The 20,101-nt window shown below is 34.1% G+C and carries 23 protein-coding genes; 17 read left to right on the top strand and 6 right to left on the bottom strand.

Going from position 1 to position 20,101, the window contains the following annotated elements; all coding sequences use genetic code 11:
* Positions 1-13: 13 nt before the first annotated feature.
* Positions 14-598 carry an ACP phosphodiesterase gene (locus ABWH96_RS16470; protein ID WP_375578603.1) on the bottom strand — a complete coding sequence of 195 codons (585 nt, stop codon included), beginning with the start codon at positions 596-598 and terminating at the stop codon, positions 14-16.
* A gap of 198 nt (positions 599-796) precedes the next feature.
* Here ABWH96_RS16470 and ABWH96_RS16465 point away from each other — a divergent pair, with 198 nt between their 5' ends.
* The 6 genes from ABWH96_RS16465 (at position 797) to ABWH96_RS16440 (ending at position 6,411) form a co-directional block, all read left to right on the top strand.
* Positions 797-1,237, top strand: a complete 441-nt coding sequence (locus ABWH96_RS16465) for a hypothetical protein (RefSeq protein ID WP_375578602.1) — start codon at positions 797-799, stop codon at positions 1,235-1,237.
* Positions 1,238-1,278: 41 nt separating this feature from the next.
* The gene (locus tag ABWH96_RS16460) at positions 1,279-2,559 is read left to right on the top strand and encodes an amidohydrolase family protein (RefSeq protein WP_375578601.1); all 1,281 of its coding nucleotides are present in this window, start codon (positions 1,279-1,281) and stop codon (positions 2,557-2,559) included.
* Between the two features lie 548 nt (positions 2,560-3,107).
* Positions 3,108-4,184 carry a M42 family metallopeptidase gene (locus ABWH96_RS16455; protein WP_375578600.1) on the top strand — a complete coding sequence of 359 codons (1,077 nt, stop codon included), beginning with the start codon at positions 3,108-3,110 and terminating at the stop codon, positions 4,182-4,184.
* A gap of 100 nt (positions 4,185-4,284) precedes the next feature.
* Positions 4,285-4,803, top strand: a complete 519-nt coding sequence (locus ABWH96_RS16450) for a YfiR family protein (RefSeq protein WP_375578599.1) — start codon at positions 4,285-4,287, stop codon at positions 4,801-4,803.
* A gap of 214 nt (positions 4,804-5,017) precedes the next feature.
* Positions 5,018-5,542, top strand: coding sequence for a YfiR family protein (locus tag ABWH96_RS16445; RefSeq protein WP_375578598.1), 525 nt, complete (start codon positions 5,018-5,020; stop codon positions 5,540-5,542).
* Positions 5,543-5,622: 80 nt separating this feature from the next.
* Complete coding sequence (locus ABWH96_RS16440; RefSeq protein WP_375578597.1) at positions 5,623-6,411, top strand: ABC transporter substrate-binding protein; 789 nt, start codon at positions 5,623-5,625, stop codon at positions 6,409-6,411.
* On the opposite strand, the gene ABWH96_RS16435 is transcribed toward ABWH96_RS16440, so the two are convergent.
* Positions 6,382-7,632, bottom strand: a complete 1,251-nt coding sequence (locus ABWH96_RS16435) for a 3-phosphoshikimate 1-carboxyvinyltransferase (protein ID WP_375578596.1) — start codon at positions 7,630-7,632, stop codon at positions 6,382-6,384. The two genes, ABWH96_RS16440 and ABWH96_RS16435, sit on opposite strands and share 30 nt — an antisense overlap.
* 74 nt (positions 7,633-7,706) lie before the next feature.
* Between ABWH96_RS16435 and ABWH96_RS16430 the strand changes: the two genes are divergently transcribed.
* On the top strand, positions 7,707-7,940 hold the full coding sequence (locus tag ABWH96_RS16430; RefSeq protein WP_375578595.1) for a hypothetical protein: 234 nt from the start codon (positions 7,707-7,709) through the stop codon (positions 7,938-7,940).
* Here the strand turns inward: ABWH96_RS16430 and aroB are convergent.
* Both aroB and ABWH96_RS16420 read right to left on the bottom strand, forming a co-directional pair.
* On the bottom strand, positions 7,935-8,951 hold the full coding sequence (aroB, locus tag ABWH96_RS16425; RefSeq protein WP_375578594.1) for a 3-dehydroquinate synthase: 1,017 nt from the start codon (positions 8,949-8,951) through the stop codon (positions 7,935-7,937). The two genes, ABWH96_RS16430 and aroB, sit on opposite strands and share 6 nt — an antisense overlap.
* The gene (locus tag ABWH96_RS16420) at positions 8,948-10,051 is read right to left on the bottom strand and encodes a chorismate mutase (protein ID WP_375578593.1); all 1,104 of its coding nucleotides are present in this window, start codon (positions 10,049-10,051) and stop codon (positions 8,948-8,950) included. Before ABWH96_RS16420 ends, aroB begins: the two co-directional genes overlap by 4 nt.
* Positions 10,052-10,496: 445 nt before the next feature.
* Here ABWH96_RS16420 and ABWH96_RS16415 point away from each other — a divergent pair, with 445 nt between their 5' ends.
* The 4 genes from ABWH96_RS16415 to ABWH96_RS16400 all read left to right on the top strand — a co-directional run bounded on the left by ABWH96_RS16415 (position 10,497) and on the right by ABWH96_RS16400 (position 12,410).
* On the top strand, positions 10,497-11,033 hold the full coding sequence (locus tag ABWH96_RS16415) for an SRPBCC family protein (protein ID WP_375578592.1): 537 nt from the start codon (positions 10,497-10,499) through the stop codon (positions 11,031-11,033).
* 73 nt (positions 11,034-11,106) lie between these two features.
* A complete protein-coding gene (locus tag ABWH96_RS16410) occupies positions 11,107-11,499 on the top strand; it encodes a VOC family protein (RefSeq protein ID WP_375578591.1) in 393 nt (130 codons plus the stop codon).
* 110 nt (positions 11,500-11,609) lie between these two features.
* The gene (locus tag ABWH96_RS16405; protein WP_375578590.1) at positions 11,610-12,086 is read left to right on the top strand and encodes a nucleotidyltransferase substrate binding protein; all 477 of its coding nucleotides are present in this window, start codon (positions 11,610-11,612) and stop codon (positions 12,084-12,086) included.
* Positions 12,087-12,410: a nucleotidyltransferase domain-containing protein gene (locus ABWH96_RS16400; protein ID WP_375578589.1), complete on the top strand. Its 324-nt coding sequence runs from the start codon at positions 12,087-12,089 to the stop codon at positions 12,408-12,410.
* Positions 12,411-12,423: 13 nt separating this feature from the next.
* Here ABWH96_RS16400 and ABWH96_RS16395 read toward each other — a convergent pair whose 3' ends face one another.
* Positions 12,424-12,966 carry a prephenate dehydratase domain-containing protein gene (locus ABWH96_RS16395; RefSeq protein ID WP_375578588.1) on the bottom strand — a complete coding sequence of 181 codons (543 nt, stop codon included), beginning with the start codon at positions 12,964-12,966 and terminating at the stop codon, positions 12,424-12,426.
* The gene (locus ABWH96_RS16390) at positions 12,956-14,029 is read right to left on the bottom strand and encodes a chorismate mutase (protein ID WP_375578587.1); all 1,074 of its coding nucleotides are present in this window, start codon (positions 14,027-14,029) and stop codon (positions 12,956-12,958) included. The genes ABWH96_RS16395 and ABWH96_RS16390 overlap by 11 nt, the downstream gene beginning before the upstream one ends.
* An 89-nt stretch (positions 14,030-14,118) precedes the next feature.
* Between ABWH96_RS16390 and ABWH96_RS16385 the strand changes: the two genes are divergently transcribed.
* From ABWH96_RS16385 to ABWH96_RS16360, 6 genes are all read left to right on the top strand, one after another.
* Complete coding sequence (locus ABWH96_RS16385) at positions 14,119-15,312, top strand: proline dehydrogenase family protein (protein ID WP_375578586.1); 1,194 nt, start codon at positions 14,119-14,121, stop codon at positions 15,310-15,312.
* Between the two features lie 651 nt (positions 15,313-15,963).
* Entirely contained in the window at positions 15,964-17,691 is a 1,728-nt protein-coding gene (gene lysS / locus ABWH96_RS16380; RefSeq protein ID WP_375581494.1) for a lysine--tRNA ligase, read from the top strand.
* 204 nt (positions 17,692-17,895) lie between these two features.
* Entirely contained in the window at positions 17,896-18,267 is a 372-nt protein-coding gene (locus ABWH96_RS16375) for a hypothetical protein (protein WP_375578585.1), read from the top strand.
* 78 nt (positions 18,268-18,345) lie between these two features.
* Positions 18,346-18,780 carry a universal stress protein gene (locus ABWH96_RS16370; protein ID WP_375578584.1) on the top strand — a complete coding sequence of 145 codons (435 nt, stop codon included), beginning with the start codon at positions 18,346-18,348 and terminating at the stop codon, positions 18,778-18,780.
* Between the two features lie 110 nt (positions 18,781-18,890).
* Positions 18,891-19,478 (top strand): heme-binding protein, encoded by a 588-nt coding sequence (locus ABWH96_RS16365; RefSeq protein ID WP_375578583.1) that lies wholly within the window; start codon positions 18,891-18,893, stop codon positions 19,476-19,478.
* Positions 19,475-20,086: an alpha-ketoglutarate-dependent dioxygenase AlkB gene (locus ABWH96_RS16360; protein WP_375578582.1), complete on the top strand. Its 612-nt coding sequence runs from the start codon at positions 19,475-19,477 to the stop codon at positions 20,084-20,086. The genes ABWH96_RS16365 and ABWH96_RS16360 overlap by 4 nt, the downstream gene beginning before the upstream one ends.
* The last annotated feature ends 15 nt before the right edge of the window (positions 20,087-20,101 follow it).

Below are 20,101 nucleotides of genomic sequence, written 5' to 3'. Positions count from 1 at the left end.
AATAATCTTGCATTTATATTTTTTGTTTAAAAGCTTCACAAAATGCTTTTAACTCAGGAAAAAATTCCTGAAATTCTTTTTCAAATTCTTTGTGATATTTTTTTAATTCCACCACAGATTCATCCATTTTTGAATTAAAATTCGATCGGTTTGCCATTCCCTGCATTACTCTTTCAATTCCCTCAAAATACTGGTAATTATATAACCAGTCATGTTTTATCATATAAGGAAGCATATGTACAACTTTTCGGGGTAATATGCTTTTATGATTTTCCAACATTTTATATTGTTTATCAACATAAGGCCTTAAATCTTCAGTATGATAATCCTTCCAGTTTCTAGCCAAAAAGTGATCGTAATAAATATCAACTATCACTCCTGCATAATGCCCATATTTTGGTCTTAATCTATCTTTACTCTGTTGCACAACAGAATGTTGATCAGTAAATTCATCAATGGCCCAATGCATTCTTATGCCTCGATTGATGACTTCACTATAATGCTCCATATCCGAAGCTTTCACAAAATCACCAATAAAATTTCCAATTTTCAATTCATCAGATTCACCTGAAAGATATATATGAGCCAAAAAATTCATGATTTTCAATATAAGGTAATTCGATGGAATATTCCGCAACAAATTGTATATTGCTACTTAATGTGATGAAATTTTAATATTGAAATGAGCAAATATATTTAAAGGAGAATTTATTCTAATCACCTGTTAAATATTTTTGTCAATTCCATAGCATACCCTGAGTTATCGGGGTGATAAATATGAAATCAATAAATACACATGAAATTTGAGCTTGAATTGACTACTGATAAAATATATTCCCACCTAATTCATTTATACCAGCTAGCTAAAATTGATAATCGTTTTGTCAAAGAAGAAAGGAGATATCTCTATGCCTTAGGAAGAAAAAATGGTGTAACAGAAAAAGAATTAGATGAAATTATTGATGAGGCATCAGAAGTTAATTTTCATGAACCTGAAACCCTTAAAGAAAAAATTATTTTCCTCTATGAGTATATTCAAATGATGCTGGTAGATAACAAACTAGATGAAAGGGAAGCTCAAATGTGTGCTGTAATAGCTGAACGAATGAGTTTAGATAGAGGACTAGTTGGTAGTATTACTAATTCAATTGTAACAGCAAAGGATGAGAACAAACAGCCTGAACTAAGCGATAAGGAATTAGGATTGTACATCAATAATCCTGATGATTTACTTTAAAAGTTTTAGAAAAGTATAACAAAAAATAAATATAAATATATATGAAAAAGCTATATCTAATTTTCTTAATGGTTTTTATGAGTGTCAGTTTACTGGCTCAAACTACCTATTTGCATTGCGGTAAAGTAATTGATGTTGAGAAATCAAAAGTCTTGACAGAAATGACCATTATTATTGAAGGAGATATAATCAAGTCGGTGGAAAAGGGATATTCTGAAGTTCCTGATGATGCTAAAGCTATTGATTTGAAATCCAAAACGGTTATGCCAGGTTTGTTCGATATGCATGTGCACTTAGAGAGCGAAACATCCAAAGATGGCTATATCAAACGATTTACATTAAATGAGGCAGATGTGGCTTTTCAATCTACTGTTTATGCCAAAAAGACTTTAATGGCTGGATTCACATCAGTTCGTGATTTGGGCGGTAGTGGTGTGAATAGTAGTTTGAGAGATGCTATCAATAAGGGTTATGTAGTAGGGCCTACCATTTATTCAGCAGGAAAATCAATCGCTACCACAGGCGGACATGCAGATCCGACAAACGGCTATAAAGATGATTTAATGGGTAATCCTGGACCTGCTGAAGGAGTAGTGAACAGTCCAGAGGAGGCTAGAAAAGCAGTCCGTCAACGCTATAAAAATGGAGCTGATGTAATAAAAATCACCGCTACAGGTGGAGTGTTAAGTATGGCTAAAAATGGTCAAAATCCTCAATTCTTTGAAGATGAATTAAAGGCGATAGTAGAAACTGCAAATGATTATGGAATGCTAACTGCTGCTCATGCACACGGAGATGAAGGAATGCAGCGTGCCATCAGAGCAGGTATTAAAACCATAGAACACGGCACTTTGATGTCTGAAGAAACTATGGAGCTAATGAAAGAGTATGATGCCTATTATGTGCCCACCATTACTGCAGGTAAAAGTGTAGCTGAATTGGCTGAAATTGAAGGTTATTATCCAGAGGTGATAGTTCCAAAGGCGAAAGCTATAGGCCCTAAAATTCAAGATACTTTTGGAAAAGCTTATAAAAAGGGAGTGAATATTGCTTTTGGTACCGATGCAGGAGTATTTGTTCATGGAAATAACGGAAAGGAATTTGGCTATATGGTGGAAGCAGGTATGAAGCCTATGGAATCAATTATTTCAGCTACTATTACCCCAGCAAAACTACTCAATGTATACGATAAATATGGGTCTATTTCTGAAGGCAAAATGGCAGATATTATTGCGGTTAGCGAGGATCCTACAGAAAATATCAATACCATGGAATCCGTTAATTTTGTTATGAAAAAAGGCAAGGTTTATAAGAATCAATAAATAAATTGAACTCAATAGGACAAGAATCCTCAAGTTTCCAGAAAGCTTGAGGATTTTTTATTTTCAATTTTTACTTCTGATTTATCGAATGATGAATACAATTTTCAGTTAACTAAAACTTCTCAACCGTACAAAACCGAACATATAACTGTTCATTTGTAATACAAAATTTTAGATAATAGCTTGTAAAAACCATCATAGACCGCTTTTTAACTCTTGGCACATCAATTGAATCATGATTAGTAAAAACGATTTAGAATCATGATAAAATTCTTACTTTGGTGCATACTGTTGGTTATTTGTTGGCCGCTAGCTATTATCGCTTTATTTCTTTACCCACTTATATGGTTACTTCTTTTGCCTTTTAGGATATTAGGCTTTGCATTTAGTTTATCTTTTGCGACTATTGGCGCAATTTTTCTCTTACCATTTCTAATTGCAGGTAGGAATTAAAATCGGATTTCTGAGATTTTATTACTATTGGGTAACATTTTGCTGTTAGCAACGCTTATCTTAGCATTGACATTTAATTAATTCAAAATTCAATTATGGATAAGATAGCAGAAGATTTTCTTTTCAAATATTTAAATAATGCAGCACCAACAGGATTCGAAACCAGCGGGCAAAAGCTTTGGTTAGAATACATTAAGCCATATACTGATGAATTTATTCAAGACAATTATGGAACGGTAGCAGCCATCATCAATAAAGACGCACCATACAAAGTGGTAATTGAAGCACATGCTGATGAGATTTCTTGGTTTGTTAATTACATTTCTGATGATGGATATATTTATGTTGTGCGAAATGGAGGTTCAGATCATCAAATTGCACCCTCTAAAAGAGTTAATATCCATACCGATAAGGGAATCGTAAAAGGAATATTCGGTTGGCCAGCTATTCATGTTAGAAATAAAGAGAATGATATAAAGCCAGAATTGAAAAATATTTTCATAGATGTGGGGGCAGATAATAAAGAGGAAGTGGAGAAAATGGGCATTCATGTAGGCTGTGTCATCACCTTCGATGATGAATTGATGTATCTGAAAGATAAAGATTATATAGTAGGCAGAGCATTGGATAATAGAATTGGTGGATTTATGATTGCAGAAGTAGCGCGTAAAATCCATGAGAATAAAGAAAAAATCCCTTTTGCATTATACATAGTTAATTCAGTTCAAGAAGAGGTAGGATTGAAAGGTGCAGAAATGATTGCCCATCAAATTAAGCCCGATGTTGCTGTCATTACAGATGTTTGCCACGATACACACTCCCCACTTTATAACAAGATAGAAAGCGGAGATCAAAAATCAGGTAAAGGGCCAGTTCTGACTTATGGGCCAGCTGTGCAAAATAACCTACTGAAAATGTTGATTGAATTGGCAGAAAAAGAAAATATTCCTTTTCAAAGGTCGGCTGCTAGTAGAGCTACAGGTACTGATACTGATGCATTTGCGTACAGCAACGAGGGCGTTCCATCGGCTTTAGTATCACTTCCACTTAAGTACATGCATACAACTGTTGAAATGGTACACAGCAAGGATGTACAATCTGTTATTGATTTATTACATTTATTCGTTGTAAACCTGAAAGATAAGCACAATTTTAAATACAAATTGTCTTAATATATTAAAATATTACTTCTGAAAGCTATTGGTGCTTTTTCGATTTACTGATAAAGATCATACTTCTACCTTTGTGATGTAAATTATCAATAAATAAGAAATGAAAAGAATCAGTAGGGTATTTATTTTAATCGCATTAATGGCATTTGGTTTCAGTTTAAAATCTGGAGATAGACCAATCCATGAAATCCATTCTATGCTTATGTTTAATTTTATTAAATATGTAGAATGGCCAGCAGAAGCTAAAGCAGGAAATTTCGTTATTGCTGTAGTAGGAGATGAGAATGTTGCTTCTACAATTCAGAATTTTTACACCAATAGAACCGTTAAAGGTCAAAATGTAAAAGTGGTGAATGTAGACAATGTAAGTTCAGTTAACAATGCACATGTCCTTTACATATCAAGCAATAGAAGTAGAGAATTTGACGCAGCGAAGGAAAAATTCTCTGGGAAATCTACTTTAATGATTACTGATAAAAATGGACTTGGTAAAAGAGGAAGCTGTATCAATTTCCAAGAAGTTAATGGTAAATTGAAATTTGAAATTAATCAAGAATCTATTAAAGGGAATAACTTGAAAGTTTCAAATCAATTATCCAGCATGGGTATTTTGATATAATAAAATATAGTGATTTAGTTTAGTTTTTTACCCTAGCTGGAGATTGGATTAATCTTTCTGCTAGGGTTTTTTATTTAAAATTACAATATATAAAGTATTAATTGTACTTATATAATATTTCGACCAATAGAATTACTAATTCCTATGTAGTAATATATTTTCCCAAAGAATAGTCTTAATTTTATCTAACCATAGGAATAGAAATAGTTATATTATGAAACATATTTTTAGAATTTTCATTGCTCTTTTCTTTGTTTTTGTAAGTTTTAGTTCTTTTAATGCTAATGCGCAAAGACCTATTCATGAATTACATTCCATGTTGATCTTTAACTTTATAAAATATATAGAGTGGCCAGCAGAAACTAAATCTGGTGAGTTTGTGATTGCCGTTTATGGAGATGATGACGTTTATGAACAATTGAATAAGTTATATGGCCAAAGGAAAGTTAAAGGACAAAATGCTGAAATCGTTAAAGTTTCAGATGTTTCGGCTATAAATAATGCACATATTATTTATTTAGCTTCTAATAAAAGTAGAGACTTTGAAACAATTTTAGAAAAATATGATACTAAACCGACTTTAATTATCACTGATAAATCTGGTTTAGGCAAAAAAGGATCTTCTATAAATTTCAGGGAAGTTGGGGGAAAATTAAAATTCGAAATTAATCAATCTACTTTTGATAATAGTAATCTGAAAATTTCAAGTCAATTAGTTAATATGGGGATTGCCATTTAAAAAATGAAAACATTAAAGTTAAAGCTTCGTCCGAAAAGATGAAGTTTTTTTTATGCTTAAAATTTATTTTCTGACAAAATATGCCTGCAATACAAGATCAAATAGGTAATTTAATTGAATTAGATTCCAAATCCGAAAGAATCATAAGTTTAGTCCCTTCCATTACAGAATATTTAGATGATTTAGGCTTGGATGATAAAGTTGTAGGAATTACTAAATTTTGTGTTCACCCCTCTAAATGGAGAAAAGAGAAAGAAATTATTGGTGGTACAAAGCAACAGCATTTAGATAAAATAAGAGATTTAAAGCCGGATTTGATTATTGCAAGTAAAGAGGAGAATGTAAAGCATTATGTAGAAAAGCTTTCAAAAATCTGCCCCGTATATGTTTCTGATGTTTCTGATTTTGATTCTGCTATAAAAATGATGACAGATATAGTAGAATTAACAGGAAAGACTACAAAAGCGGAAGAGATTATTTCCAGTATTCGCCAGCGGTTTGATTTGATAAAAAGCCCTTCTAAAAAGCTTAAAATATCCTATTGTATTTGGAAGGAACCCTGGATGTGGGCTGGTGCAGATACCTTTATTTCCCAAATGCTTTCTCATTGTGGATTTATAAATATTATTCAAAAAGATAGATATCCTGAAATAGAGATGAGTAAAATAGTAAAAGATAATCCAGATTATATATTCCTTTCCTCAGAACCTTTTCCATTTCAAGAAAAGCATATTAAAGAGCTAAAAGAGGAATTTCCTAATGCTAATTTTATTATTGTTGATGGAGAAATGTTCAGCTGGTATGGCAGTAGAATGCTAAAAGCTCCTCAATATTTCAATTCATTGCTCAATCAAATCAAAGCCGAATAATTCTAAATCCTCCCAAAAACTAGGGTAGGATTTATTCACTACCTCAATATCTTTAATTTGGATTCCTGTTTTTAAGGCTAAAGGTGCAAAACCCATTGCCATTCGATGATCTTCGTAAGTTTCTATTTCTATATTTTCTTTTGCTGTGAAAATTGAACTTTCTAGCTTCCAAGTTCCTTTCTCAGGCTCTGTAAGTTGGCAATTGAATTTTGATAATTCATTTTGCAAAGCCGATATTCTGTCTGTTTCCTTAATTCTTAAGCTCTCCAACCCCGTCATTTCTAAATCAATATTTAAGGAAGCAGCACATGGCAAAACAGTCTGAGCTAAATCAGGACATTTTTTAAAATCCAGTTTCAATGTCTTTTTTCGAACGATGTCTGTTTTTTCTAGCAGAACACCATTTTCTTGAAATTGAAAACTAACTCCAAAATCTTTTGCTATATCTTTTATCACATTGTCTCCTTGAAAGCTTTTACTTTTCAATCCTTTCAAGAATACTTTTCTTCCAATTTCGGATTGAGCAATAATTGAAAACCAATAACTAGCCGCTGACCAGTCTGATTCTACGCTTTGCTTGCTCTCTTGGTAATTTTGATGCTTTATGGAAATTAAATAGTCATTTTGAGAATATTGAATCCCAGATAATTGCATCAAGCCCAAAGTCATGTCAATATAAGGCTTACTGAAAACGGGTGGTTCAATATTGATTTCCAATCCTTGCGGTAGGGAAGGAGCTATCATTAATAGAGCAGAAATGTATTGACTACTTATATTTCCAGGAATGGATATCTTTGAGCTGGTTTGCTTTTGAAAAGATTTAATTCTTAAGGGTGGATATCCTTCTTCATTTTCATAGCTGATTTCAGCCCCAATTGATTTTAAAGCATTTACTAGAATTCCAATTGGACGTTTTTGCATACGCTCCGTTCCAGTTATAACTACTTCTTTTTTCGTAGAAACTGCAAAATAGGCAGTAAGAAATCGCATTGCAGTTCCTGCATCCAAGACATCAAATGTGTTTAAATCCTTTTCATTCTTTAAAAGCCTGATTAGAGTTTGGGTATCCCTTGCACTAGAAAGATTTTCAATAGTAATTTTCTCACCAGAGAGTGCATTCATAATCAACAATCTGTTCGACTCACTTTTTGAACTGGGTAAATTGATAGAACAAATTTCTTGATTGATAGAATTTTTATATTGTTTTATAAAATAATTCAAAATTTTCTTTATTAGTTTAAACTGTTTTTATAAGTTAAGCGTTAATAGACTATCAACTTTAAAATTTAAATAAAATGAGTGCCACAAGTAAATCAATTTTTTCATTTTTAGCTGGAGCTGCCACTGTGGTAGCAGCAGGAGCTTTTTTGAGTAGTAAAAATGGTAAAAAAGTCTCAAAAACTGTAGCTGATCGGTTGCGAAATATTAAAAGACACACTGAAGATAGTTTAGATACAGATTGGTTAAACGACCTAAGCGATTCAGCTATCCATAGTGCAAAATCATTTCGTGAGAAAATGAAATTATAGTATTTCATTTAAAGCTTCATCTATGAGTTCCTCTTCAACAGGAATATCATATAGGGCTTTACCGATATTTTGTAGTAAGCTCATATTGAGTTCACCATTTTCATTCTTTTTATCTTGTTTACAAAGCCTTTTTATCTCCGAATAAGAGGCTTTTTTGATTTTAGGGCTTTTGTAAATTTCCCCTAATTCATCAACAATTATTTGATAATCTTGCTCGTTTAATAATCCTTTTGATTTACTAATATATGCTTCTGCTATCATTCCCAATCCTATTGCCTCACCATGTAATAATTCATTTTCAGTATTTAATAAATGCGTTTCAATAGCATGTCCGATCGTATGTCCAAAATTCAAAATCTTCCGTAATCCTTTTTCAGTTGGGTCAGCTTCCACTACATCTTCTTTTATTTTTACCGATTGCTGAATCAATTCATTGCTAAATTTTTCAATTCCATTGTTAAGGCAATCTTGCCAATGCTTTTCATTAGCTATTAAGCCGTGTTTTAGCATTTCAGCATATCCTGAAACCAATTGTTCTTGAGGCAAAGTTGTATGAAATATAGGATTTACTAAGACTGCTTCAGCTTCACAAAATAGTCCGATATGGTTTTTATAACCATTAAAGTCAATACCTGTTTTAGCTCCTACGCTTGCATCAACTTGGGAGAGCAAAGTAGTAGGGATATTGATAAAATGAATTCCCCTTTTATAGGTACCCGCACAAAAACCACCCATATCTGTAATAACTCCACCGCCTAAATTTATCAAGAGTGCCTTTCTATCTGCCGTAGCATTAGTTAACGCATTCCAAATCAAACTGCAGCTGTCCAAGGTTTTATGTTTTTCGCCTGAAGCTATTTCTATTACCTGATGATACTCCAAATAATCCTTAATCAACGGATAACAATGTTCTTTACTGTTTTCATCCGCTAAAACAAACAATTGTGAGTGCTCCACCGAAGCTAAAAGCTCTTTTATATAACTTAAATCCTTAAAGTAAACTTTGCTCATATAATGGTTAAAGGTTCAATATCCTTGTTGGCAATTTGCTTTTCCTGTCTTTTAATGGATTCATCATGTATGGCTATTAGCAAGTTTTTCATAAACTTCTCGCTCATATCCTTCTCAGTTCCTAGCTTAACTCTGCTTTCCAATACATCCTTCCATCTCCCACCTTGGTAAACAGATAATTCATGTGCTTTTTTGTAAGCCCCAACTTTGTCTATCAAATGGAATCGATCAGAAAGTAAATCTATTAGTTTTTGATCAATATGATCGATTGAATCACGCATTTCTTTCAAATTTTCTGGAATCTGATTTTCAAAATCAATGCGCTCACGGAAAGAAATTTCTTTTAATAAAGTCAATAATTGCTCAGGATTTAACTGCTGACGGGCATCAGACCATGCCTCAGCAGGGTTCGGATGTGTTTCTATCATTAATCCGTCCATTCCAAAATTAAGTGCTCTTTGCGATACAGCCTGCACCATTTCTGATTTTCCTGAAATATGGCTAGGGTCATTAATGATTTCAATTTCAGGCAATTCCAGTTTCAATTGCATAGCCAAATTCCAGTTAGGCTTGTTTCTGTATATTTTGTCATAAGGATCAGCAAATCCTCTGTGGATAGCCGCTAATTTATTGATGCCTACATCATACATTCTTTCCAAAGCCCCAACCCATAAAGCCAAATCAGGATTAATTGGGTTTTTTACCATTACTGGGATGTCAACTCCTCTCAATGAATCTGCTATTTCCTGTACGGAGAATGGATTAACGGTAGTTCTGGCTCCAATCCATAATACATCAATATCGTGTTTTAAAGCAGCTTCCACGTGGCTTGTATTGGCCACTTCAACACAAACGGGAATATGCAGTCTGCTTTTTACTTTCTGAAGCCAAGGCAAAGCTTCTTCTCCCAACCCTTCGAAGTTTCCTGGGCGTGTACGTGGTTTCCAAATTCCTCCTCGAAACATACCTATTTGCGGTTCACGCTCAAAGCTGTTACAAAGGTCATCAATTTGCTTTTCTGTTTCTACCGAGCAAGGTTCAGCTATGACTACATGTTTTCCGAGACCCAGTCCCCAATCTTTCATTTTCAATGTGTTCATATTTCTGTTGTTTTAAATTTTGGACAAAAAAAAGCCCGACTCTTGCGAACCGGGCTTGAAGTATGTTTTAGTTTAGTAATTACATAGCATAACAAGGACCGACTCGTCTGAGCGGGATAAAATAAAAGTAAAAATAAAATCGACCTTGTGTGTATCTCATGCCTCAAATGTAAAGTACTGATTTTTTAAAACAAAATAAAATTCTAAAATATTTTCAAAAAAGCGTAAAAATGAACTTATCTAACGTTCGTTAGCCTTTATTATTTGGTTTAAATCTTTAGAACAGAATTTCATATAAAACAATGCTTTAGGGATGATTTCAGCAATATTTAATGTTTGTTAAATTTGATAAGATTTCAATTTACACTCGTATTTATTCTTCAATATTTTCTAGCCGTTCAAATATTATTTTTATTTTCGATAACACTTTTTAAACTTATGAACTATGAAAATTCTAAAGATTATTGGATTTGCAATCCTGGGGATTATTGTTTTAGCATTGGTTGTAGCTGCAGTAGCTGACAAAGAATATGAAGTTTCTAGAGAAGTCACCATTAATGCATCGCATCAGGAAGTATTTGATTATGTCAAATATTTAAAGAATCAAGATCAATTTAGTAAATGGGCGACCATGGATCCTGATATGAAAAACACTTATACAGGAGTTGATGGAACAGTTGGTTTTATAGCTGCTTGGGAAAGTGAAAGTGATGAAGTAGGAGTGGGCGAACAAGAAATTCTAGCTATAGATAAAAACCGTATAGATTATGCATTGAGATTTAAAGAACCATTCGAATCTAATGACAAAGCTTATTTAAAACTCGAAGCAGTAGGGGATAATCAAACCAAAGTGACTTGGGGTTTTAATGGTTCTATGGCTTACCCTATGAATTTGATGTTGGTAGTGATGGATTTTGAGGAAATGCTGGGTGCTGATTTGGAATATGGGTTACAGGAATTAAAGAAGATTATGGAGACGTAAATGATTGTAAGGATTTCTTTTACTCTAACAATTTAACGAACAATAATGCCTAATTGAAACTAAACTAGATACTATGGCAACTCAATCAAAGAACCCATTCACTTGGGTAGAAATTTATGTAGAAGATATGAGCAGAGCTCAAAAGTTCTACGAAGATGTATTGCAAATCGAAATGATACCGATGCAAACACCTGGAGGATTTGGTGATTTGGAAATGGTCAGTTTTCCCTGGGCGGAAGGTGGAGCTAATATCAGTGGTGCATTGTGTAAAACCAAAGAGATGAAACCAGGAACTGGCGGTACATTGGTCTACTTTACCAGCAAAGACTGTGGGGCTGAAGCATCCAGAGTTACAGCTGCAGGCGGAAAAGTATTGCAAAATAAAGAACCAATAGGTGAACATGGATTTTGCAGTATTTGCATGGACACTGAAGGTAATACTATTGGGTTTCATTCTAATAAGTAGATAATGTCATATTATTTAAGAAGCAATTATTATTACTTTGTTTACGTTGTTATTTTCTTTTGCAACAGTTAAGCTTTACTTTTAATTGTAATATTTATAATTCATCTAACATGGAACACGATATCAGGTGGGAACAGAGATTTTCAAATTATGTGAAAGCGTTAAAAAAGCTTTCTGAAGCCATTGAATATATCAATCAAAATGTTTTAGGTAAAGAAGAAACGCTAGATGAAAATGATTTAAATGATGTTTTAGATGAAATGATAAAAGAAGGCTTAATCCAGCGTTTTGAATATACCCATGAGTTAGCTTGGAATGTAATGAAGGATTATGCTAAATATCAAGGGAATTTTGAAGTTGGTGGGAGTAGAGATGCTACCAGAGAGGCATTTCAGTTGAATCTTGTCTCAGATGGTAAAGTTTGGATGGATATGATTGGTAGCCGAAATAAAACTTCTCACACCTATGACGAGGATATTGCCGATGAAATTTATCATAGGATATTAAATGATTATTATCCAGCATTTTTGGAATTCCAAAAAAATATGGAATCTAAAAGAAGTGGGGAACAAGGAAAAATGTTTTAAATGGAAAATTCAGGTTTAACAAAAGAAGATATTTACAACATAAAGTCTGTTTTTTCAAATTACCCTCAAATTGAAGAAGCACTGCTTTATGGCTCAAGAGCTATGGGTAATTATAAATCCGCATCCGACATTGATATTTCTTTAATTGGCGATGAAATTGACTTAAGCTTAATAAATCAAATTGAGTTTGATTTAGATGATTTAATGTTACCCTATAAGTTTGATCTATCAATTTATCATAAAATTAAGAATCCTGAATTTCTTGATCATATAAATAGAGTGGGTAAAAATATATATAAAAGAAAAATTAGTCAGAAAGTTTAAATACTAACTTTTCTTAGCCCGCAAACAACCCAAAACTAGTCTCATTCTTTCGTTTGTTCGGAATATTAGCCAAAATATCCAATCCATAAAATTTAGCAGTTTCTGCATGGCATATCGCAGCCGAATTTTGCTCTTTTTCTTGAGCCACTTTCTGAGCCGCATGTGAAGTACTCGAGCATTTAATTAATTCAGCTTTGGGTAATTTTTCAGATATAAATCGCTTGCTTTCCCCAAAAGCTTTTTCATGTGAATAGAGTTTGGTTAAATCCTTTAGTTTAGTTCCCGGGGCTGAACAAATACATAATTTTACTTCATAATCCATTTCATCCAACAAAGTGAAGTTCTTTTCGATTTCAGCTTCATGATTTTCAACTATGCCAGCTAAACTGTTATATAATGCAATCCAGCCCAAATGACCTGCTCTAACCGCTTCAAAAACTCCGGCAAAACTTTCGCAAAACTCAATTTCTTGTTGCCCTCCTAAATATTCAACACAAGCTAGATGATGAAATGAACCTTTAGGTCCTAGCGTGTAAACTTTCTTTTTATTCCTCATTATTATAGATGTCAGTTTGAATTCTTATGGATTCGTCATGAATGTCCTGATAGATGGATTTCACAAATTCAGCATCCAAATTCAGCTTTTTGCCCCATAAAGGACGGTTTTCAATTATTTTATTCCAACGTTCCAGTTGAAATATAGCAACATTTTTATCCTTTTTATATTGTCCTACTTTTTTAACCAGTTCCAACCGTCTCGATAAAACTTCCAATAATTCCTTATCGGTTTCATCAATTTGATCTCTTATGCCCTCTAATTCATTCTTAAAATCTTTATTGGGAAAACTTTTTTCTCTGATTTTAATGTGGCTTAGCATTTCCTTTAAAGCATTCGGGGTCAGTTGCTGAGCTGCATCACTCCAAGCATCATCTGGTGAACGATGGGATTCTATGATTAATCCATCATACTGCAAATCCATGGCTTTTTGAGCAATTTCAAAAAGCAGATCCCTTTTTCCTGCAATGTGACTAGGATCGTTTATCAAGAGCAACTCAGGGTAGCGAGATTTCAATTCTATTGGAATCTGCCAAAGCGGAATATTCCTGTAAATGCTTTCCTGATATGTAGAAAACCCTCTGTGAATTGCGCCTAATTTTTCAATGCCTACTGCATCAAATCTTTCTAAAGCACCCATCCACAATGCCAAATCCGGATTAATGGGGTTTTTCACTAAAATGGGTTTGTCTTTTACCCCTCTAACTGCCTCAGCTATTTCTTGCACATTAAATGGATTGACAGTGGTACGAGCACCTACCCATAGAATATCGATATCATTTTTCAAGGCTAATTCCACATGCTCAGCTGAAGCTACTTCAATTGCAAATTGAATGTGGGGATGAAGTGATTTTGCTTTTTTAATCCATGGAAAAGCTACTTTCCCAACTCCTTCAAAGCTGTTTGGTCGAGTTCTTGGCTTCCATACACCTGCTCTAATGGTGGTGAATCCATTCTTAACCAACTGCTCAACGGTTTCTAAAAGTTGTTCTTCTGTTTCCGCGCTGCAGGGTCCCGCTATCACCCAAGGTTTACCGCCTGAATACCAATTTTTAATCTTCATAAATATTTTATAAAAAGTTGCAAGTTAATCAATTTAACAAAAAGCAAGTGACTTCGTTTTCCTTATATTTGCGGACTTAATATAATTTTATGGAAGTAACTACAAACCCGATTTTTGATGATGTATCCATTGCATTTACTAGTAAGTCAGATAAACAATTAAGAAAAGCATATTGGCTTTTCTCTCTGATGGGTAAAGGATGGTTAGTAGCAATTGGTAAATTTTTTGTGAAATTAGGCTTTGCTTTGCATTTGCCGATAAGCAAAATTATTTATTGGACCGTATACGATCAATTTTGTGGAGGAATTTCTATTAAAGATAGTCAAGGAACTATCGATGAATTGTCTTCTCACGGAATAGGAACTATACTAGATTATTCAGTTGAAGGTGCTAAAACCGAGAAGGGATTTGACAAAACAATGAATGAAGTCCTAAAGACTATTGATCGTGCAGCCAATGATGATAATCTACCATTTTGTGTTTTCAAACCTTCAGGAGTATCATTAGGTAAAATCTTCACGAAAATTCAAGCTGGTAAAGAACTGACTGAAAAAGAGAAAGTAATCCATCAAAAAGATAAGGAAAGGATAGAAAAAATATGTAAAGCAGCTTATGACAATAATGTTAGAATATTGATTGATGCTGAAGAAAGCTGGCTACAAGATCCTATTGATGAGATAGTTTATCAAATGATGGAAAAATATAATAAAGAAACTGCCATTATTTATAATACCTACCAAATGTACCGAGCAGATATGTATGAAAATCTTAAAAAAGCACATAAAAGAGCAATGGACAAGGGGTATTACATTGGAGCCAAATTAGTAAGAGGTGCTTATATGGAAAAAGAGGCTGACAGAGCAGAAGAAATGGGCTATCCAAATCCTATACAAATATCAAAGGAAAGAACAGATATTGACTACAATTCAGCTTTGGAATATTGTATTGAAAATTTAGAAAAGATATATGTATTCAACGGAACACATAACCAGTACAGTAACTATTTTTTAGCTTATATGATGAATAAACATGACATTAAACCAAATGATGAAAGAGTTGCTTTTGCTCAACTTTATGGGATGAGTGATAATATTTCATTTAACTTGGCAGATAAGGGGTATAATGTAGCCAAATATGTACCTTATGGTTCAGTAAAATCAGTAATGCCATATTTGTTCAGAAGAGCTGAAGAAAATACTTCAGTGGCAGGGCAAAGCAGCAGAGAATTTTCCATGATTAAAGAAGAGATTCAGAGACGGAAAGAAGAGAGGAGGAAGAGTTAAGCCCCCTAGCCCGCCAGCTGGCGGGGGATTGGCGGTATGTAATGTTAGAAGATGGAAGTAGGAAAGTTGGGTGATGGATGTAGGGTGATAGCACTTAGGTCAGTACCGAAGGTCAGACCGGAATTGGGAATAATCCACAAAACACACAGTTGACGGTAGACAGTTGACAAAATGTTCTAATCCATTATTGTGCTTAAATATTGAGTGGAAGGAGGATTAGGAACTTTTTATCAACTGAATAAGCCGAAGGCTTATTTTGTCAATTGTCAATTTACTGATTCAGAGTGAATATCTTTCATCTTATACCAAGTTATTGGGCTCTAGAATCTAGTGTTTAATTATCAAAAATTACCATACTTTCCCTTATCTTTGCAGATTAAAATAGTAGATACGCGGTCTCAAAATATGGAAATTGGGTGAAGGATGATGGATGTAGTATGATAGCACATAGGTCAGTACCGCAGGTCAGACCGGAAATCGCTTACCAATAGACGGTTGACAAAAGACAAAATGTTCAAGCTACCTTTTATCATCCTAAAAAGACATTTAGCAGATTCTTAGTCAGAAATATCTAATTTAAATAGACTTAACATATCTTTGCACTTTGTATCCAATACTTTGGACAGATATCACAAATTTTAGCAAAAAATGATGCATTTAAGCGAACAGGAAATAGAAAGAAGAAAAAGTAGGGAAGAATTAACGAATCTGGGGATTAATCCTTATCCCGCAGAGTCATTTGATGTAAATGTTTCCGCTCAGGACATTAAGAAAAATTATGAGAGCGATAAGCTGAATTATAAAAATATAAGCATTGCAGGACGCCTCATGAGCAAAAGGATCATGGGGAAAGCTTCATTTGCTGAAATTCAAGATAGCACAGGAAGAATTCAGATCTATGTAAATAGAGACGAAATTTGCCCAGATGAAGATAAAACGCTTTACAATACTGTTTTTAAGAAATTATTGGATATCGGTGATATCATCGGAATCAAAGGATATGTTTTCACTACTCAGGTGGGAGAGATTTCTATTCATGTGAAAGAGCTTACGGTTCTGACCAAATCACTTCGGCCTTTGCCGATCACAAAAGAAACTACGGATGAGCAGGGTAATGTTAAAAGATATGATGCTTTCACGGATTCTGAACAAAGATATCGTCAGCGTTATGTGGACATGATTGTGAATCCTGAAGTTCGCGATACATTCAAGAAAAGAACACAATTGGTGAATTCCATGCGTCATTTCTTAGGTGGTAAAGGCTATTTGGAAGTAGAAACGCCTATTCTACAGCCACTTTATGGTGGAGCCGCTGCTCGTCCTTTTAAAACGCATCACAATACCTTGGATATGACTTTATATTTAAGGATTGCCAATGAGCTTTATCTGAAAAGATTAATTGTAGGTGGTTATGATGGCGTTTTTGAATTCGCAAAGGATTTCAGAAATGAAGGCATGTCAAGGTTCCATAACCCGGAATTTACACAGGTGGAATTGTATGTGGCCTACAAAGATTATCAGTGGATGATGAATTTGGTGGAGGAAATGGTCGAAAAAGTAGCCATGGACATTCACGGAACTACAGAAGTGAAAGTAGGGGAGAATATCATCAATTTCCAGAGACCTTGGAAAAGATATACTATGTATGAAGCCATTGAGCATTTTACAGGTATTGATATTTCTGAAATGAATGAAGAGGAGTTAAGAAAAACTGCAGAAAAACTGCATGTACCTGTTGATGATTCTATGGGTAAAGGGAAACTGATTGATGAGATTTTCGGTGAGAAATGCGAGGCGCAACTGATTCAACCGACTTTCATCACAGATTATCCAATTGAAATGTCTCCATTGGCGAAAAAGCACCCAACAAAAGAAGGTTTGGTGGAAAGATTCGAAGCCATTTGTAATGGAAAAGAAATCTGTAATGCTTTCTCTGAGTTGAACGACCCAATTGACCAGCGTCAAAGATTTGAAGAGCAGTTGGAATTAGGTAAAAGAGGCGATGACGAAGCCATGGTATTGGATGAAGATTTCTTGCGTGCTTTGGAATACGGAATGCCGCCAACAGCAGGTTTGGGTATTGGAATTGATCGTTTGAGTATGATTATGACTAATAGCAATTCCATACAAGACGTATTGTTCTTCCCGCAAATGAAGCCGGAGAAGAAAGCAAAAGTAGCCACAGAAGCTGATTTCGTAGCAGCAGGAGTGCCTAAAGAATGGGCTCCAGTGGTGATGGAAGCGGGCATTAAAACGGTAGAAGAATTGAAAGAAACCAAGCATACCAAATTGCATCACCAAATTTCAGGTTTGAAAAAGAAAATGAAATTGGATATTCCAAGTGTAAGCCCGGATGATGTGAAAGAGTGGGTTAGCTAAAGCGTAGGATGAGGGATTATGGATGTAGGATGAGCAAATCAGACTGGAGCTAGAAGCTAAAAAATAGATAATTGACAGATTACAATAGACAAAAAAGCCGGTATAGCCGGCTTTTTTTGTTTAGCATTTGATATGATTGTTCTGCCCAAGCTTATTTTAATGCAACCATAAAAATGAAGTATGTGTATTCTAAGTATGAAAAACATGCTAATATTACTCGCCCTTATCACAATATTTAGTAGCTGTTCAGAAAGTGATATCAATAAATCAGCTATTAATATACGATTAGCTAATACCAGTATCTATGATTATGAAAATATTATTATCAATACCACCACTGGTGATGTTAATTTTGGCGAATTAAAGTCTGGAAACAATTCAGATTATAAAGTATTTGAGACTGCATATCGCTATGCTTATGGTAAGCTAGAAATTAATGGAAACATTCTCAGGATACAACCTATCGATTATGTTGGAGAAACTCCATTGAAAAACGGTAACTATACCTATGAAATTCATACCGACTCTCCCAATGAAGAATATGGCGCACTTAGCATTGAGTTAGTAGTAGATTGAAGTCTAAATTCTATCTTTTCCTACAAGAAATCGTAAACTTAAATAAGGGAGTATTGTAAAATCATAAACTGTGTTGCTATGAAAAATATATTGGTTTCTATAGATTTTAATGAGCAGGAAGCTTTTTTGATGGATAAAGCTTATGAATTTGCTAAAGCTTTTGATGCAAAAATATGGCTGGTGCATATTGCAGCGCCCGATCCTGATTTTGTGGGTTATGATGTAGGGCCACAATACATTAGAGATACCAGAGCAGATGATTTGCGAGCTGAGCATAAATTATTGCAGGATTATGCGCAACAATTGGAAGCAAAAGGGGTTAGGGCAGAAGGCCTATTGGTGCAAGGCGCTACTGTTGAGATGATAATTAAAGAAGCTGAAAAACTCAATTCTGATCTTATCATAACTGGTCATCATGATCATAATTTTCTTTATAAAGCATTTATGGGAAGCACCTCTGAAGAGATAATAAAAGAATCCAAGATCCCCGTTTTGTTGGTGCCATTGGATTGATGTAATTATTTGATATACATTTGGTTACTTTAATTTCTTCAACACAACTGAGAATTCTGATTTATCGTTAAACGAAACGGTATGTAATATAAAACATACCAACAGAAAAAATGAAAATTATTTTAATAGTAACGGGTATTATTTTATTAGCCTTTATTGTAGTTCAGCTTTTTGCTATGGGTAGTCAGAATAAGATTGAAACTTATCCATATAAGGTGGAGAAAAAGTATGAAGATTTTGAAATCCGGACATATGAGTCTAGACTTTTTACCTCAGTTAAGCTTCCAAGTGGTAACTATAAGGACGTATCCAGTAAAGGATTTTCTATTTTGGCCGGATATATTTTTGGTGGTAACGAAGAAAATGAAAAAATATCCATGACATCTCCTGTTAGTATGTCTTTGGAAGATTCAATGACCATGATGTTTCTAGTGCCTCAAAAATATGAGAAATCCAAGCTTCCAAAGCCCAATCAATCTAGTATAGAATTTCGCGAGGAGCCCTCAAAAAGAATGGCTGCAATTTCTTTCGGGGGTTGGGCGAATGACAAAAAAATTGAAGAATATAAAGACAAACTAAAAAACGCATTAGAATTGGAGGGTATTTATTATACCAATAAATTCTATTTTTTTGGATATAATGCACCTTATGAGGTTTTCAATAGAAAAAATGAAATTGTAGTGGAATTGAAAAAATGAAATTATTTGATGAGCCTTTTGATCCAAACAAAAACCTTTTACCCTACGATGGACAAGTTCAATATCATGGACGAATATTCAATGATGAACAGTCTTCTTATTTCTACAACAATCTTTTAAATAAAATAGAATGGGAACATGATAAAGCCATTATTTTTGGTAAAGAAATCATTACCAAACGTAAGGTGGCTTGGTATGCCCAAAAGCCATTTTCTTACACTTATTCAAAAGTGACTAAGTACGCTACACCCTGGACAGCTGCTTTACAAAGAATAAAGGAGGAGGTAGAGCGTAAATCTGGTGAAACTTATAATTCATGCTTATTGAATTTATATCATTCAGGTGAAGAGGGTATGGCCTGGCATAGTGATGGCGAGAAAGACTTGAAGAAGAATGGAGCAATTGCCTCAGTAAGTTTTGGTGCAGAACGAAAATTCACTTTTAAGCATAAAGACTCCAAAGAAAAAGTGGAGGTTTGGCTTGAAAATGGAAGTTTACTGGTCATGAAAGGTACCACTCAGAACCATTGGCTCCATCGATTACCTCCAACTAAAAAGATTTTTTCACCACGAGTAAATCTTACTTTTCGAACTATAGTTGATCAATGATTATTTAAGGCTTAC

Origin of the sequence: Marivirga tractuosa, assembly GCF_042140215.1 — a bacterium.
Classification (GTDB): domain Bacteria; phylum Bacteroidota; class Bacteroidia; order Cytophagales; family Cyclobacteriaceae; genus Marivirga; species Marivirga tractuosa_A.
The sequence above is the reverse complement of the archived record's forward strand: the minus strand, read 5'-3'. Positions and strand labels throughout refer to the sequence as shown.